Annotated in this window: 17 protein-coding genes; 6 read left to right on the forward strand and 11 right to left on the reverse strand. The window is 72.5% G+C overall.

What is annotated here, in order from left to right; all coding sequences use genetic code 11:
- Positions 1-13: 13 nt before the first annotated feature.
- The 6 genes from GA0070621_RS16985 to GA0070621_RS17010 form a co-directional block, all read right to left on the reverse strand.
- On the reverse strand, positions 14-823 hold the full coding sequence (locus GA0070621_RS16985) for an ABC transporter permease (protein ID WP_091196834.1): 810 nt from the start codon (positions 821-823) through the stop codon (positions 14-16).
- A gap of 11 nt (positions 824-834) precedes the next feature.
- Positions 835-1,629: an ABC transporter permease gene (locus GA0070621_RS16990; RefSeq protein ID WP_167666995.1), complete on the reverse strand. Its 795-nt coding sequence runs from the start codon at positions 1,627-1,629 to the stop codon at positions 835-837.
- Positions 1,630-1,789: 160 nt separating this feature from the next.
- A complete protein-coding gene (locus tag GA0070621_RS16995) occupies positions 1,790-2,161 on the reverse strand; it encodes a hypothetical protein (RefSeq protein WP_157740009.1) in 372 nt (123 codons plus the stop codon).
- Positions 2,162-2,476: 315 nt separating this feature from the next.
- Complete coding sequence (locus GA0070621_RS17000; protein WP_167666996.1) at positions 2,477-2,773, reverse strand: hypothetical protein; 297 nt, start codon at positions 2,771-2,773, stop codon at positions 2,477-2,479.
- Positions 2,774-2,845: 72 nt separating this feature from the next.
- Positions 2,846-3,037: a DUF397 domain-containing protein gene (locus GA0070621_RS17005; protein ID WP_091196845.1), complete on the reverse strand. Its 192-nt coding sequence runs from the start codon at positions 3,035-3,037 to the stop codon at positions 2,846-2,848.
- Positions 3,028-3,924 carry a helix-turn-helix domain-containing protein gene (locus GA0070621_RS17010; RefSeq protein WP_167666997.1) on the reverse strand — a complete coding sequence of 299 codons (897 nt, stop codon included), beginning with the start codon at positions 3,922-3,924 and terminating at the stop codon, positions 3,028-3,030. The genes GA0070621_RS17005 and GA0070621_RS17010 overlap by 10 nt, the downstream gene beginning before the upstream one ends.
- Positions 3,925-4,046: 122 nt before the next feature.
- Here GA0070621_RS17010 and GA0070621_RS29595 point away from each other — a divergent pair, with 122 nt between their 5' ends.
- Both GA0070621_RS29595 and GA0070621_RS17015 read left to right on the forward strand, forming a co-directional pair.
- Positions 4,047-4,265 (forward strand): hypothetical protein, encoded by a 219-nt coding sequence (locus GA0070621_RS29595; protein ID WP_157740010.1) that lies wholly within the window; start codon positions 4,047-4,049, stop codon positions 4,263-4,265.
- On the forward strand, positions 4,265-4,510 hold the full coding sequence (locus GA0070621_RS17015) for a flavin reductase (RefSeq protein WP_091196849.1): 246 nt from the start codon (positions 4,265-4,267) through the stop codon (positions 4,508-4,510). The genes GA0070621_RS29595 and GA0070621_RS17015 overlap by 1 nt, the downstream gene beginning before the upstream one ends.
- Here GA0070621_RS17015 and GA0070621_RS17020 read toward each other — a convergent pair whose 3' ends face one another.
- Positions 4,511-5,443 (reverse strand): ABC transporter ATP-binding protein, encoded by a 933-nt coding sequence (locus GA0070621_RS17020; protein WP_091196851.1) that lies wholly within the window; start codon positions 5,441-5,443, stop codon positions 4,511-4,513.
- Between the two features lie 498 nt (positions 5,444-5,941).
- Here GA0070621_RS17020 and GA0070621_RS17025 point away from each other — a divergent pair, with 498 nt between their 5' ends.
- From GA0070621_RS17025 to GA0070621_RS17035, 3 genes are read left to right on the forward strand one after another with little or no spacing between them, the layout of a single operon-like run.
- Positions 5,942-8,371, forward strand: coding sequence for a sensor histidine kinase (locus tag GA0070621_RS17025; protein WP_091196854.1), 2,430 nt, complete (start codon positions 5,942-5,944; stop codon positions 8,369-8,371).
- Positions 8,368-8,760, forward strand: coding sequence for a roadblock/LC7 domain-containing protein (locus GA0070621_RS17030; RefSeq protein ID WP_091196856.1), 393 nt, complete (start codon positions 8,368-8,370; stop codon positions 8,758-8,760). The genes GA0070621_RS17025 and GA0070621_RS17030 overlap by 4 nt, the downstream gene beginning before the upstream one ends.
- Positions 8,757-9,725: a TAXI family TRAP transporter solute-binding subunit gene (locus GA0070621_RS17035; protein WP_091196859.1), complete on the forward strand. Its 969-nt coding sequence runs from the start codon at positions 8,757-8,759 to the stop codon at positions 9,723-9,725. The genes GA0070621_RS17030 and GA0070621_RS17035 overlap by 4 nt, the downstream gene beginning before the upstream one ends.
- Before the next feature lie 3 nt (positions 9,726-9,728).
- Here the strand turns inward: GA0070621_RS17035 and GA0070621_RS17040 are convergent, their stop codons facing one another.
- On the reverse strand, positions 9,729-10,265 hold the full coding sequence (locus GA0070621_RS17040) for a hypothetical protein (RefSeq protein ID WP_091196862.1): 537 nt from the start codon (positions 10,263-10,265) through the stop codon (positions 9,729-9,731).
- On the reverse strand, positions 10,265-12,157 hold the full coding sequence (dnaG, locus tag GA0070621_RS17045; RefSeq protein WP_091196864.1) for a DNA primase: 1,893 nt from the start codon (positions 12,155-12,157) through the stop codon (positions 10,265-10,267). Before dnaG ends, GA0070621_RS17040 begins: the two co-directional genes overlap by 1 nt.
- 81 nt (positions 12,158-12,238) lie before the next feature.
- Between dnaG and GA0070621_RS17050 the strand changes: the two genes are divergently transcribed.
- Positions 12,239-13,465, forward strand: a complete 1,227-nt coding sequence (locus tag GA0070621_RS17050; RefSeq protein ID WP_231921069.1) for a low temperature requirement protein A — start codon at positions 12,239-12,241, stop codon at positions 13,463-13,465.
- A gap of 30 nt (positions 13,466-13,495) precedes the next feature.
- Here GA0070621_RS17050 and GA0070621_RS17055 read toward each other — a convergent pair whose 3' ends face one another.
- Both GA0070621_RS17055 and GA0070621_RS17060 read right to left on the reverse strand, forming a co-directional pair.
- Positions 13,496-13,744 (reverse strand): helix-turn-helix transcriptional regulator, encoded by a 249-nt coding sequence (locus GA0070621_RS17055; protein ID WP_091196871.1) that lies wholly within the window; start codon positions 13,742-13,744, stop codon positions 13,496-13,498.
- 10 nt (positions 13,745-13,754) lie between these two features.
- Positions 13,755-14,606 (reverse strand): ABC transporter permease, encoded by an 852-nt coding sequence (locus GA0070621_RS17060; RefSeq protein ID WP_091196873.1) that lies wholly within the window; start codon positions 14,604-14,606, stop codon positions 13,755-13,757.
- Positions 14,607-14,617 lie beyond the last annotated feature (11 nt).

Below are 14,617 nucleotides of genomic sequence, written 5' to 3' on the forward strand. Positions count from 1 at the left end.
GGGCTTTAACCGGCTACCTGTAGAGCAGCCGGCCCATCCGGCGGGACGCCAGCGCGAGCATGCCGGTGGCCAGCACCACCAGGTACGCCACGTCCGGCAGCCACGACCAGCCGGAGGGCCCGACGGAGATCGCCCGGATCAGGTGCACGGACCGGTAGAGCGGAGTCAGCTCGACCACCCAGCGCAGTACGGCCGGATACGCCTCGGCCGGCACGAACGTGCCGGAGAACAGGAAGAGGGTGAACTGGGCCGACCCCATCAGGTCGAAATCCTGCCAGCTGCGGATGAGCGTGGCGACGACCATGCCGAGCGCGCCGAACACGATGCCGACCAGCATCGCGGCCGGGAAGGCGGCGACCGCCCGGACCACCGTGGTCAGGTCCAGCGCCACCATGATCAGCAGAAACGCGGCGGAGTAGAGGCTGCCCCGGATCATCGCCCAGCCCAACTCGCCGAGGGCGATCTCGAACGGCTGCACCGGGGTCGCGATGACCCCGTCGTACAGCTTCATGAACTTCATCTTCCCGAAGAAGTTGAAGGTGGTCTCGGCGAGCGCGCCGTTCATCGCCGACGAGGCCAGCATCGCCGGGGCCACGAACGCCGCGTACGACACCACCTGCCCGCCGGGCAGGGTGAGGTCGCCGACCAGCGCACCCACCCCGACGCCGATCGAGAAGAGGTAGAGCACCGGCTCCAGGAAGCCGGAGAGCAGCACCAGCCAGTACGCGCTCCGCAGCGCGGTGAGGTTGCGCTCGGCGACCGAGGCGGACCGGCGTGACGCTCCCTCGAAGCTGACCAGCCGGGGCAGGACGAGACCGACCACGACACCCTCCCCTAGACGACGAGCGAGCGGCGGAACGCGCCCCGGGCCAGCAGCCAGCCGGCGGCAGCCCAGGCGGCGAGGTAGAGCAGGTGACCGGCGACCGACCACTGCGGGGCGACGCCGAGGGTGGCGGCCCGGCACAGGTCCACGCCGTGCCACAGCGGAGTCGCGTACGCCAGCCAGCGCAGCCCCTCCGGCAGCGACTCGACGGGGAAGAACACCCCGGCGAAGAGGGTCATCGGGATCACCGCGAACCGGAACAGCAGGGCCAGGTAGCTGTCGCTCGGCACCACCGCGCTGAACGCGAACGTCGGCGCGGCCACCGCCAGCCCGAGGAGCAGGACCACCGGCACCACGGCCACCGCCCAGGGCGAGTGCAGCGCCCCGAACAGCGCGGTGACCAGCAGGAACGCGGCGGCGCTGGTGCCCACCCGGAACAACACGAAGGCGAGGTGCCCGGCGACGATGTCCCCGATCCGTAGCGGCGCCGCGACCTGGGCATGGTAGGTCCGGATCCAACGGAAGTTGCTGTGCACCGGCCAGGTCGACTCCGCCATGGCAACCTGGAGCGCGGTGGAGGCGATCAGGCCGGGCACCAGCCAGTCCAGGTAGGACACGCCGCCCACGCCCTGGCGCACGTACGCGCCGACACCGACGCCGAAGCCGAGCACGGTGAGCACCGGCAGCAGGAAGGACGAGAAAACGCCCGCCCGCCAGGTGCGCCGGTAGCCCACCAGGTGGTGCGCGAGGACCGCCAGCGCCGGGATGCGGGCAATGCCCGGCCCGGCCCGCTCCGCCACGCTCACCTCGACCACCCCCCCCGCTCGCCGTCCACCCCGGCCTTCCTACCCCTCGGGTACGACAGACCGCCGGTCACCCTACGGCGACCGACCGCCCCTGTCGCCCCGGTTTCTCCGCTTCCAGCGGAACTCGCAGCGTGCCTCGGGTCAGGCAGGCGCGAGGTGGTCAGCAACGCACGCTGGACCCATACCCCACCAGGTTGTCGTCCCAGACCCAACCGGCGATGGACGTGCCCGGAATTCGCACCCAGGTCCACGTGCTGCCGAAGTCGGTGACGACGTAGCAGTGGTAGGCGAGGTTGGTGCCGAGCATGACGTAACCGTCGATGAGGCAGTCCGGATAAGGACCGGCGCCGCGGATGGCCACACCCGACTTGGTGGGGCCGCCGATCGTGGTGTCCCTCTCCGTGTGGGGGTACAGACGGCAGTTGCCAGCGGGTGCGACGGTGTCAGCCGATGCCTGCACCGGAGCGGCCAGGCCGGTGGTGACGAGCGCGGCACCGATAATCGCTGCGGGGAGTCGCCTCCGAAGATGCATGGACCTCTCCGATTGGAGGGCGGCCTCCTCGGCCGGGGAGGCCGCGATCACGACGTGCCGCGAACCAGATCGATGCGCTTCCCAGCCAGTTGAAGACAATCGCCAAGCCCAATCTGCCGAGCTGCTGGCGCACACGCGCGAAGCGTCGTCGGGGCAGTTCTTTCAGTCGTTCCAGAGCCGCCTTCTCCAGCCGATACCGCTCAGAGAGAATCGGAGACGGGTCTGACAACGGTGTCATACGGGCTCCTCAAAAGGAGACGGCACGGACAACGCCGAGGCGAACCCTGGGTGACGGAACCCGCGCGCCATCCGTCGTCAACTGCCGGCCGGCCTGGCCGTCGACCTGCGGTAGACGCGGACCGCGAGCAGCAGCATCACGCCCAACACCGTCGCGTATGCACCGTAATAGAACCACCGCGACAGGTGACTGGCGGTAACCGTGACATCGGCTACCGGCAGGACCAGGATGAGGGCCACAACGACGAACCCGTCCCGGACGTTGCCGCGCATGACCTCCGGGTCCACGGAATTCCGCATTCCAAAATAGAAGCCGGCGAAATAGCACAGGCCCCCGAAGGCCACCACCAGGTGCACGATCGACTGAAATTGCACGGCGACTCCCACCTCTCTCAATCGCCGACTCGGCCGCACCTGTGGGAGCAGGCGCTTTCGCAGGGGAACGGCCTACGGCCGCTCGGCGACCCGCGCAACGAACGCACGCCAGGCACCAGGGCCGAAGACCAGCACCGGCCCGCCCGGGTCCTTCGAATCACGTACGGCGACCACACCGGGCAGGTTGTCGGCCACCTCCACGCAGTTGCCGCCCTGGCCACTGCTGCGGCTGCTCTTACGCCACTGAGCACCACTCAGATCCATGTCTCCGCCACCTCCGCGATCAGGTCGAGGGACTGCTGATGCGATAGTGCCTCACCTCGGATCGACTCCCAAACCTCGACCATCTCCTGCACGAAATCGGTCCGGTCGATCACTTGGCCGTGACGCTGCCCCTCCAGGTAGACGACGTCCTCCCCGCTGGGCAAGGTGGCGATCACGAAAGGTCCGGCGAGCCCAGGGTACGCGCCGGCCGACATCGGGACGACGTGGATACGCAGTCGCGGCAGCGTCGAACCAAGCTTCACCAGGTGTTGCAACTGCTCGCGCATCACCTCGGGTCCACCGATGCAGCGGCACAGCACGTGCTCGTCGATGACCACGCTCAGCAGCGGCGGCCGGTCACGGGTCAGCACCGCTTGGCGGTCCAGTCGGGTCGCCACCTGACGCTCGATGTCGTCCGCCGCGAACAGGCCGCCGCCGGCGTGGATGGCTCGCGCGTACCCCTCAGTCTGCAACAGGCCGGGGATGCACAGCGGCTCGAACGTGCGCAGTGCGGTGGCCTCCTGCTCGATGCCGGCCCAGTCGCGGAACCAGGGCACCACGGTCTCGCGACTGATTCGCCGCTGGATGCGTTCGAACCGCCCGTCCGCGCCGAACACCGTGTCGCACCGGCGCGCGAAGTCGATGCTCGGGCGACGCTCGCAGGTCTCCACCTTGGCGACCAGGGCAGCCGAATAGCTCAGCGCCTCGGCCAGCGCGGTCTGGGACATGCCCTGGGCGGCCCGAGCCAGCCGCAACTCCTCCGCGTAGTGGTCCAACATGGACGAGCTTTCCACGGACAGCCTCCGTACATCTTCGTACCGGGTGGGGTTCGACCGCCGTACGCGCTGGCCGTCGGCGCGCTCAACCTCCCACCGTAGTCGCGCCATCACCAGACTGTCACGCAGCGGAACCGCTCACGGGATCGGACGGCGGGCGGAACCAGGCCGGAGGCGTCTGCGGACAACGGCGTCCGCTGACGCTTCCCTCCAGCATCGACGGAGGCTCGACCATGCGACTCAGGTTCTGGCGCTGCCGGCGCCCGGCACCGCCCACCACGCTCCCCCGGCGTACCCCCGACGAACGCCCGGCGTGGGCGACCGCCCCGACGGAGGTCTTCCACGTCGACGGCCCGGGACGCCCGGGGCGGTTGACCCGCGCGCAGGAATGGCGGGCGGACGGCGGACGGCGGTTGCCCGCACCGCGTGCGGGCGAGGAGGGCCGGGGCTGATGCCCCGCTACCGCGCACACGTAGCGGCACGCCCGGCCTGGCGCTGCCGGGTGTGTGGCGCCGCGTGGCCGTGCTCCCCGGCCCGGCTGGCGCTGCTCGGCGAGTATCGCGACAACCGGACCGGCCTGCTGGTCTATCTCGGCACGCTCATGGAGGAGGCCATGAGCGACCTGGCCGACCACAACGGCCGGTCGGCCCCGAAGGACCTGGCCACCCGCTTTCTGACCTGGGCGAGAGCCCGCTGATCAGTCCACCAGGGTCCGGCCGGTGAGGTGGAGGAAGACGTCCTCCAGGCTGCTGCGCCGGACCAGGACACTGGCCGGGACGAGGCCACGCTCGGTCACCTCGGCCACCGCCGCGTCACCGTCGGCCACGTAGAGCAGGATCCGGTCGGGGAGCACCTCCACCCGCTCCCCCAGCCCGCTCAGCTTGCCGGCGAACGCCTCCTGCGACTCGGCGGCGAAGCGCAGCTCCACCACCTCGCGGGTGGAGTGCTGCTCGATCAGGGCACGCGGCGAGCCCTCGGCCACGATCCGGCCGCCGTCCATCACCACCAGCCGGTCGCAGAGCTGCTCGGCCTCGTCCATGTAGTGCGTGGTGAGGACCAGGGTGACGCCCTGCTGCTTGAGCCGGAACAGCCGCTCCCACACCAGGTGGCGAGCCTGCGGGTCGAGCCCGGTGGTGGGCTCGTCGAGCAGGACGATCGCCGGGTTGTTGACCAGCGCGCGGGCGATGGTCAGCCGGCGCTTCATGCCGCCGGAGAGGGGGTCCACCTTGCTCTCGGCCCGCTCGGCGAGCTGGACGAAGTGGAGCAGCTCGGCGGCCCGTTCGCGGGCCACCCGGCGTGGGATGCCGAAGTAGCGGGCGTAGCTGGTGAGGTTCTCCCGGACGGTGAGCTCCGGGTCGAGGCTGTCGAGCTGCGGACAGACGCCCAGCCGGGCCCGGATCGCCGGCCCGTCGCGGACCGGGTCCATGTCGAGGATGCGCAGCTCACCGCCGGAGGGCGGGGAAACGCAGCCGATCATCCGCATGGTGGAGGACTTGCCGGCGCCGTTCGGCCCGAGGAAGCCGAACGCCTCGCCGGGGCGCACCTCGACGTCGATGCCGTCGACGGCGGTGAAGTCGCCGAACCGCTTCACCAGCCCCCGCGCCTGGATGAGTGGTCGAGCTGTGGTCACCGGTCGACCCTAGCCGCCCGGTCCGACAACCTCGACCGGTTAACGCCCGTACCCGCCCGGACAGCCGATGGGGGCGTCGACTACGCCGAGTCACGGCCAAAGGAGCGACGACGACGAACGCCGCCATGACTTTTGCCCACCATCCTGGACAGATCATCCTCGGCCGGCCCCCGACTGCCGGAACCGCAGCTCAGCCCCGGATCCGACATTTCCGAATGAGGGTCCTAATAAGAACCGGACATGAATGACTGCCACTTCAGCTCCGTCACTCAATGCAATCACGGTCGGCAATGTTCCCCCGGATACGCGATTCGCGTATCGTGCCTGCTCGTGTCGCCCGTTCGCCCCTTCGTCGGCTCTCCCCCGAGCCGCACCGACCCGGTGCCGCAACATCGGAAAGCGCACGAGGCGCGCAAGGAACTCGGCGCGAGCTGATCCGACAAGGCCGGAGCCGGACCAACCGTCCGAGCCCGGCACCCGACCCGACCGGGAGACCCCGTGCCGCTCCCCGAACCCGCCCGCGTACGCAGGCACAGCCGGTCCGCGGACCGCACCGGCCAGCTCTGGTCGGTCCGCACCCAGTTGCTGGCGCCGATCCTGGTGGCGACGATCGGTCTGGTGGTGCTCGGCGCCACCCAGACCAACGCCGCGCTCGCCGCCTCGGCCGACGCCGACCGGGCCCGCGTGCTCGCCGGCACCGCCACCGCGACCGTACGGCTGGTGCACGAGCTGGAACGCGAGCTGGGCGAGACCTCGGCCCTGCGGCAGCGGGGCGGGGCGGCCGGCCGGCCGCTGGTCGACGCCCAGCGGCGGCGGGTGGACGCCGCCGTCGAGCGCTACCGCTCGGCCAGCGACGAGGCCCGCCGGGCCGCACCGAACCTGGCCCCCGTGCTCGACGACGCGGACGGCTACCTCGGCCAGCTCGACCCGACCCGCCAGCTGGCCCTGAACGGCGACAGCGGCGACCCGGCGTACGGGCACCTGGTCGAGTCGCTGCTCGCGGTCGCCGACGCGCTGCCGGCCCAGCTCCACGACACCGACCTGGCCAACGGGGCACGGGAGGTGGCCGCCGTGGCGGCCCAGGAACACCTGGCGTCCGTGGAACGCGGCCTGCTGCGCGAGGTCTTCGTCCGGGGTGCCCTGGCCCCCGGTGAGCTGGCCCGGCTCGGCCAGCTACGCGGCGCGGGGGAACAGCGTCAGGCCGAGTTCCTCCGGATCGCCACCGGCCCGGCGAACACCGCCTGGTACCGCCTGATCGACGGTTCCGACGTCGCGACGGCCCGCCGGATGCGGAACGACGTGCTGGAGACCGACGGCGGGCCGGAGGCACTGAAGACCGACGGCGACGCCTGGTACGTGGCGCAGAGCGGCACCATCCGCCGGTACAACCTGCTCGGCCGGGAACTCTCCGAGGACCTCGACCGGGACGCCGCCGCGCTGGCCCGCACCGCCCGGCAGCGGGCCCTGCTGACCGGCGGGGCGACCAGCACCGTCGCGCTCGCCTCGCTGGTCACCGCCGTGCTGCTGGCGGTGCGGACCAGCCGGCGGCTACGCCGGTTGCGGGTCGCCGCGCTCACCATGGCGAACCGGGAGCTGCCGGAACGGATCACCGCGATCGCCAAAGGTCAGCCCTGCCCGGGCGACGGCGCGTCGACCCGGCTGACCGAGGGCGTCCGGCGTGGCCGCGACGAGGTGGCCCAGGTGGCCGAGGCGTTCGACACGGTGAACCGGGCCGCGCTGCGCCTCGCCGGTGAGCAGGCCGAGCTACGGCTGGACGTGACCCGGATGGCCGAGGCCCTGGCCCGGCGGATCCGTACGCTGATCACCCGCCAGCTACGCCTGCTCGACGAGTTCGAACACGAGGAGACCGACCCGCGGGCGCTGGCCCGGTTCTTCGCGCTGGACCATCTCGCCGCCCGCCTGCGCCGCAACGGGGAGAACCTGCTGGTCCTCGCCGGCGGCGAGCCGGGCCGGGGGCACGAGGGCGTTCTGCTCCTCGACGACGTGGTCCGGGCGGCGGCCGCCGAGATCGAGGACTATCCCCGGGTGGAGGTCGACGTGCCGACCGCGGCGATGCACGGCGCGGCGACCGGCAACCTGGTGCACCTCCTGGCCGAGCTGCTGGAAAACGCCGCCGTGAACTCGCCACCGCACACGTCGGTGCTGGTGGACGGACGCCGTACGGTCGACGGGGTCACGCTGCGGGTGCACGACCAGGGCATCGGGATCAGCGAGAGCCGACTCGCCACCATCAACGAGCGGCTCGCCGCGCCGGCCACGCTCTTCAGCGCCGCGTCCGGCAGCATGGGCCTGCACGTGGTGGCCCACCTGGCCGCCCGGCACGGGATCCGGGTGCGGCTGCACCGTACCCCCACCGGAACGGTCGCCCAGGTGGAGGTGCCCGAGACGGCGCTGACCCGGGTCGAGGCCGTCACCCGACACCCCGCCGCCGAGCGTCGCGCCCTGACCAGCCGTGGCACGCCCTGGTTCCGGTCGCGAGCCGCGTCGCCGGACCAGGCGGTCGCCGGCGCCTCGCCGGACCGGGCGATCGCCGATGCGGCAGCCGGGGGCGCGGTCGCCGGGTCGCCCGTCCCGGCCGCCCTGCTCCACGCTCCGGCCGGGATGCCCCCGGCGGGGGTCTACCGGGGCGTCGCCGCCGTACCGCCGCCCGGGATCGCCCTGCTGGCGCCCGACGCCACCCGGCTCCGACCGTCCGCCGCCCTGCCGACCACCGGCACCGGGCTGCCCCGCCGAACCCGGGGCGGCCACCTCCCCTTCACCCCACCCACCACCGCCCCGCCGCCCCGCCCCACAGAGGACCTGCTCGACCCCGAGGTGGTCCGGGCCCGCCTGTCCGCGCTCGCCGAGGGCGTGGCCACCGCGATGCGCCGCAACCCGCACCCCACACCCACCGGGAGAACCCAATGACCCCATCCGTGACCGCCGGACTCGACTGGCTGCTGGCGAACTTCGCCGAGCGGGTGCCGGACGTGTCGCACGCCCTCGCGGTGTCCGAGGACGGGCTGCGGCTGGCCGCCTCCCCCGACCTCGCGCCGGACCAGGTGGACCAGCTCTCCGCCGTGATCAGCGGGCTGGCGAGCCTGACCGTGGGCGCCGCCCGGCTGATGTCCGCCGGCCGGGTACGCCAGCAGATCGTCGACATGGACGGCGGGGTGATGCTGGTGATGGCCGTCGGCGAGCGTGCCCTGCTCGGGGTGCTCGCCGCGCCCGGCTGTGACCTGGGCCAGATCGGCTTCGAGACGGCGACGCTGGTCCAGCGGGTGGCCGAGGCCCTGGAACCGGCGGTCCGGGCGTGACCGGTCGCCCGCTGCGGCTGGTGGCCACGCTGCTGCTGGCCGTCCTGGTGGCGGGCTGCGGCAAGGCGGACACCGGGCCGCAGCCGTGGCACGGCGGGCGCATCTTCCTGGCCACCGGCAACACCACCGGCGTCTACTACCAGCTCGGCGGCGGTTACGCCGACGTGATCAGCCGGCACCTGCCCGGCTACGAGGCGCGGGCCGAACCGACGGGCGCCTCGGTGGAGAACGTCAACCGGCTGGGCAGCGGCGACATGGAGATCGCCTTCAGCCTGGCCGACACCGCGGCGGACGCGGTCACCGGGCGCGGCGCGTTCGACGGGCAGCCGCAGCCGGTCCGCGCGCTGGCCCGGGTCTACCGCAACTACACGCACCTGATCGTCCGGGCCGACGCGCGGATCGACACCTTCGCCGACCTGCGCGGCAAGCGGATCTCCACCGGGTCGCCGAAGTCCGGCACGGACATCATCGCCGGGCGGCTGCTCACCGCCGCCGGGATCGACCCGGACCGGGACATCCAGCGGGTCAACCTGTCGTTGCCGGAGACGGTGCAGCAGATGCGGGCGGGCAGCCTGGACGCGATGTTCTTCTCCGGCGGCCTGCCGACCCCGGGCGTCAAGGACCTGCTCGCCAGCGCGCCGGGGGCGTTCCGGCTGCTTCCCCTCGCCGACCTGATCGAGCCGCTCACCGCCCGGTACGGCTCGGTCTACACCACCGCCAACCTGCCGAAGGAGGTCTACGGCACCCCGACGGCCACCCCGACCATCACGGTGTCGAACGTGATCCTGGTCCGGGAGGACATGCCCGACCAACTCGCGTACGACCTGACCCGGGTGCTGTTCACCTACCAGGGCGAGCTGATCCCGGTGCACCCCGAGGCGGCCAACTTCACCCGGGAGAGCGCGTCGGGCACGGACCCGATCCCGCTGCACCCGGGCGCGGCGCGGTATTACCGGAACGGCTGACGGTCAGAGGTCCGCCGGGGCGGTGGCGGCCCGGGCCGCGGCGACCAGCCGTCCGGTCTCGGCGGCCACCGCCTCGTCGTCGACGGGTGTGCCCGGGTCGTAGCGGACCGTCCAGGTCAGACCGTCCGCCCCGGCCACCCGGCGGGCGGCGATCCGGCCGGCCCCGCCGGGCAGCGGGTGGTGCGCGGTGTGCGCGACCGAGCGGGTGACCCGGGTCCGCACCTGGTGCGGCAGGTCACCCGGGTCGAGCACCAGGTACGTCTCGGCCGGGCAGTCGGCCACGACCAGGTAGCCGTCCCGCTCGGCGACCCGCTCGGCCGGGGTGACGGTGAGTTCCCGGCCGGACCAGACCGCCTTGAGGATGTCGTGCCAGCCGATCCGGTGCCCCCGGCCGGGCAGCCAGAGCCCGAGGTTGCTGGCGACCAGCACGCCGTCACCCTCGCCGTTGCCGGCGGCGGCCCAGGCGAGCACCCGTTCCTCGGCCGCCAAGGGCGGGCGGGCGGCGGGCGGCAGCTTCGGCCTGCGGTTGAAGAGTCCCATCACAACCCTCCGGCGGCCTGCTCGCGCAGCGCCCGCGCGTGCTGCTCCAGCGAGAGCAGTTCCCCGAAGAGGGCGAAGTACTCGTCCTTGTTGCTCACCGGGTTGATCCGCTGGATCTTCGACTTGAGGTCCCTGATCCGGCCGGTCACCGAGCCCCACTGGAGCTGGGCCAGGGTGACCGAGACGTAGCGGGGGTCGGGCTCGCCGTCGATGCGCAGCGGCTCGACGGCCAACTCCCCGACGAGCGCCTGGCCGGCCAGGTCGTCGCAGGCGTCCCGGACCTGCTCGATCCAGACCGCGCCGCCGGCGGCCGTCGCCACCCCACCGGCCGCCTCGATCGCCGCCCGGACCGCCGCGTGCACGGGGTGTCGGTAAGCGCCGGCCTCGACTGCGTCGAACATCGGGCCGGCCAGCACCGGCTCCTGGACGGCGAGCTTGAGCGCCTCCCGTTCGACCAGCGACTGCGGGCTGTCCACGGTCGGCACGGCCGACCCGCCACGCGCCGGGGCGGGCGCACCGCCGACCGGCGGCCCGGACGCGGCGGCCAGCACGGCACGCTGCACCGGCTCGATCTCCATGCCGAGGTCGCCGGCCAGCTTGCGGACGTACTCGGGGCGCTTCTCCCGGTCTTTGATCTTGGCAACGAGCGGCGCGGCCCGGCGCATCGCCTCCACCCGGCCGTCGACGGTGTCCAGGTCGTACCGGTTGATCGCGTGGCGGAGCGCGAAGTCGACCAGCGGTTCGCGGCGGGCGACCAGGTCGCGGACCGCGAGGTCGCCCTTGGCCAGGCGCAGCTCGCACGGGTCCATGTTGTCCGGACTGACCGCGATGAAGGTACGCCCGACGAAGCGCTGGTCGTCCTCGAAGGCACGCAGCGCGGCCTTCTGCCCGGCGGCGTCCCCGTCGAAGGTGAAGATGATCTCGCCGGCTCGTTCGTCGCTGTCGAGGAGCACCCGACGCAGGACCGAGATGTGGTCGGCGCCGAACGACGTGCCGCAGGTGGCCACGGCGGTCGGTACGCCGGCCAGGTGGCAGGCCATCACGTCGGTGTAGCCCTCGACCACGACCACCTTGCCCTGCTTGGCGATCTCCCGCTTGGCCTGGTCGATGCCGTAGAGGACGTGGGACTTCTTGTAGATCGGCGTCTCGGGGGTGTTCAGATATTTCGGGCCGTCGTCGTCGTCGAACAGCTTGCGCGCGCCGAAGCCGATGACGTCGCCGGTGAGATCGCGGATCGGCCAGAGCAGCCGCCGGCGGAACCGGTCGATCAGGGTGCCCGAGCGGGACGGCCGGGACAGCCCGGCGGTGACCAGCTCGTCGTGGGTGAAGCCCTGCTGACGCAGGTGCTTGGTGAGCAGGTCCCAGGCGTCCGGGGCGAAGCCGCAACCGTACCGCTCGGCGGCGGCCCGGTCGAAGCCGCGCTGGGCCAGGAACTCCCGGGCCGGACGGGCGCCGGCCGTGCCGAGCTGGGCGCGGTAGAACTCCACGGCGGTGGCGTGCGCGGCGACCAGCCGCTGCCGCTGCCCCTGCTGCGGCCGGGTACGCGGGGCCGACCGGTCGTCCTCGACGTAACGGAGCTGGAGGCCGGCGCGGGCGGCCAGCCGCTCGACGGACTCGACGAAGCTCAGGTGCTCGGCGTCCATCAGGAACTTGATCGCGTCGCCGCCGGCCCCGCAGCCGAAGCAGTACCAGACGTTACGGGCGGGCGAGACGTTGAACGACGGGCTCTTCTCGTCGTGGAACGGGCACAGGCCCTTGAGGTTGCCGCCACCGGCCGACTTCAGCGTGACCGTGTCGGAGATGACCTCGGCGATCGAGGTGCGCTCGCGGACCAGCGCGATGTCCTCGTCCCGGATCCGCCCCGCCATCTCCGCCACCTCCTCGGCGTACATCCTGCCCTGCCGGTCCGACGATCCGGCGGTCGGGGGACGGCCGGTGTGGCGAATCCCGCGCAGGCTCGGCCGTTGCGCCCCGTGGGCCGCCCGGCGTCCGCGATCATCGAGGACGTGCGACGGGTACGCGCCGACGGCGCGCTCCGGCCGGGGCGACTGGCCGCCCGGTTCGCCCTGCGGCCCCCGCGCCGGTCGGCGGACGAAACCGGGCAGCGGCACGCGACCTGGCTCGAGCTCTTCTTCGACCTGGTCTTCGTCCTGGCGATGGGCGCCGTGGTCGGCCGGCTCGATCATGTCCTCGTGCCCAGTCTTCCGACGCTGCTGGCCGCCGGAGGGCTCTTCGTGGTGGTGCAGTTCGCCTGGGCGGGCCAGGTCTTCTACGACACCCGGTACGACCCGGACGACACCCAGCACCGGCTGCTGGTGCTGGTGGCGGTGGCCGGCGCCGGGGCGCTCACCCTGGGCGTGTCCGGGGCGCCGCACTCCGTCCTGCTGCCGGTCGGCTACCTCGTGGTCCGTGGCGTCCTGCTCCTGCTCTACCTCCGGGCCCGGCCGAGCAGTGCGGCGGCCCGCGAGGTGGCCACCGTCTACCTCACCGGTTTCGGCGTGGGCTGGCTGATCTGGCTCGCCTCGCTGGCCGTACCGGCCTCCGTCCGGCCGGCGGTCTGGGCGGTGGCGATGACCGTCGAACTGGCCACGCCCTGGCTGGGGCTGCGCCGGCTCAGCCGGTCTCCGGTCGACGTGGTGCACCTCCCCGAGCGGATGGGCCAGTTCGCCATCATCGTGCTCGGCAGCGCGCTGGCGAACGTGCTCGCCGCGGTACCGATCCACCCCGGGCCGCGGATGGCCGCCGCGGCGGCGGCCGCGTTCGCCATACCCGCGTCCGTCTGGTGGGTCTACACCACCTTCATCAACACCGGGCTGGCGCTGACCCGGCTGCGCGGCGGGCAGCGGTACGCCTACCTGCACCTCCCGATGAGCACCGGGCTGCTGCTGCTCGGCTGGTCGCTCGGGGAGGTGCTCCGGCAGATCGACGCGAACGCCCGGACGATCCCGCTGGCGCTGCGGCTGATTCTGGCCGCCTCGCTGGTGGCGTGGATGCTCTGCGGCCTCGGCCTGAACTGGCTGTCGGCGCGGTCTCCGGGCACCCGTCGGATCGCCCTGACCGGCGGCGGGATCGGGGCGGTCACCGCGATCGCCGTCGCGGTGCCCCACCCGTTCCCCATGCTGCTGCTGGTCGCCGCGACGCTCGGCGGGTACGCGGTGCTGCTCTCCCGGCACCTCGTCGGCATGGCGAAGGCGTCGTGAGCGGGCGGCCCGTCCCGCCCGCCGGCGGGGTCAGGTCGACCGGCCCACCCCCGCGCCGTCCCCGATCCGCGGGAACGGCTCGATGGAGAAGACCACCTCGACCGGCACCTCGAAGTACGCGGCGATCCGCAGCGCGAGGTGCAGGCTGGGCCGGAACTCGCCCCGTTCCAGGTAGCCGACCGTCTGGTAGTGCACGCCCAGCGCGTCGGCGAGCTGCCGCCGCGAGACGCCCCGCTCGGTGCGCAGCACGGCGATCCGATTGTGCACGGTCTCACTCATCGACGCCCTCTCACACCACCCGCTGCATGGCCTTCTCGCGGCGGGCCGCGACCCGGGAACCGGACTCGCGGCGGGCCATCCGGCGCAGCACGACCGGGGCCAGGGTCAGCCCGAGCACGGCCCAGAGGCCCAGCACGCCGAACGTTTCCAGGTGCCGCCAGGACCCGCCCAGCTCGACGGCGGCCATGCCGTCGGGCAGCAGCGCGGAGCGCATCCCCAACCCTAGCCAGTAGATCGGGAACGCCTGCGCGACGGCCTGGAGCCAGCCCGGGTAGCCGTTGATCGGATAGAAGATGCCGGAGAGCGCGATGAGGCCGAAGATCGGCAGCACCACCAGGCCCATGTTGCGCGGGTTCTCGATCAGCGAGCCGATCACCGCGCCCAGCGGCAGCGTCGCCACCAGCCCGAGCGGCACCACCCAGGCCATCGTGAACCAGGTGCCGCCGTCGGTGAGCCGGATCCCGTCCAGGAAGAACAGCGCGGGGGTGAGCTGGAGGACCAGCCCGATCAGCGACACCGTGGAGAGCAGGACGATCTTGCCGACCAGGTAGCCGAGCATCCCGTTCGGCGTCGCCTTCGCCCGCAGCAGGGTGCCGTCCTCCCGGTCGACGATGAGCTGCTGGGACAGGCCGAGCAGCCCGCCGAACGCGAGCCCCATGCCGAGCGCGCTGGGCAGCGTACGCGCGCCGAGGGAGAAGGAGGTGCCGGGCACGGTGGCCCCGCGCATGAAGAACATGGTGACCAGCAGGGCCACGGTCGGGAAGAAGTAGTTCCACAGGTCCTGCACGTTGCTGAAGGTGTTACGCAGTTCGATCCCGCCGCGCCGGACACCGGCCCGGACGGCCGCCATTGTCGGGCTCATGCCGCCACCTC

This window comes from Micromonospora narathiwatensis, assembly GCF_900089605.1.
In the GTDB taxonomy this organism is placed as follows: Bacteria; Actinomycetota; Actinomycetes; order Mycobacteriales; family Micromonosporaceae; genus Micromonospora; species Micromonospora narathiwatensis.

Excerpts from the sequence above, each read along its gene's own strand:
- GA0070621_RS16995 (WP_157740009.1), bottom strand. The coding sequence starts at position 2,161 with ATGCATCTTCGGAGGCGACTCCCCGCAGCGATTATCGGTGCCGCGCTC.
- GA0070621_RS17005 (WP_091196845.1), bottom strand. The coding sequence starts at position 3,037 with ATGGATCTGAGTGGTGCTCAGTGGCGTAAGAGCAGCCGCAGCAGTGGC.
- GA0070621_RS17010 (WP_167666997.1), bottom strand. The coding sequence starts at position 3,924 with ATGGCGCGACTACGGTGGGAGGTTGAGCGCGCCGACGGCCAGCGCGTA.
- GA0070621_RS29595 (WP_157740010.1), top strand. The coding sequence starts at position 4,047 with ATGCGACTCAGGTTCTGGCGCTGCCGGCGCCCGGCACCGCCCACCACG.
- GA0070621_RS17015 (WP_091196849.1), top strand. The coding sequence starts at position 4,265 with ATGCCCCGCTACCGCGCACACGTAGCGGCACGCCCGGCCTGGCGCTGC.
- GA0070621_RS17030 (WP_091196856.1), top strand. The coding sequence starts at position 8,368 with ATGACCCCATCCGTGACCGCCGGACTCGACTGGCTGCTGGCGAACTTC.
- GA0070621_RS17040 (WP_091196862.1), bottom strand. The coding sequence starts at position 10,265 with ATGGGACTCTTCAACCGCAGGCCGAAGCTGCCGCCCGCCGCCCGCCCG.
- dnaG (WP_091196864.1), bottom strand. The coding sequence starts at position 12,157 with ATGTACGCCGAGGAGGTGGCGGAGATGGCGGGGCGGATCCGGGACGAG.
- GA0070621_RS17055 (WP_091196871.1), bottom strand. The coding sequence starts at position 13,744 with ATGAGTGAGACCGTGCACAATCGGATCGCCGTGCTGCGCACCGAGCGG.
- GA0070621_RS17060 (WP_091196873.1), bottom strand. The coding sequence starts at position 14,606 with ATGAGCCCGACAATGGCGGCCGTCCGGGCCGGTGTCCGGCGCGGCGGG.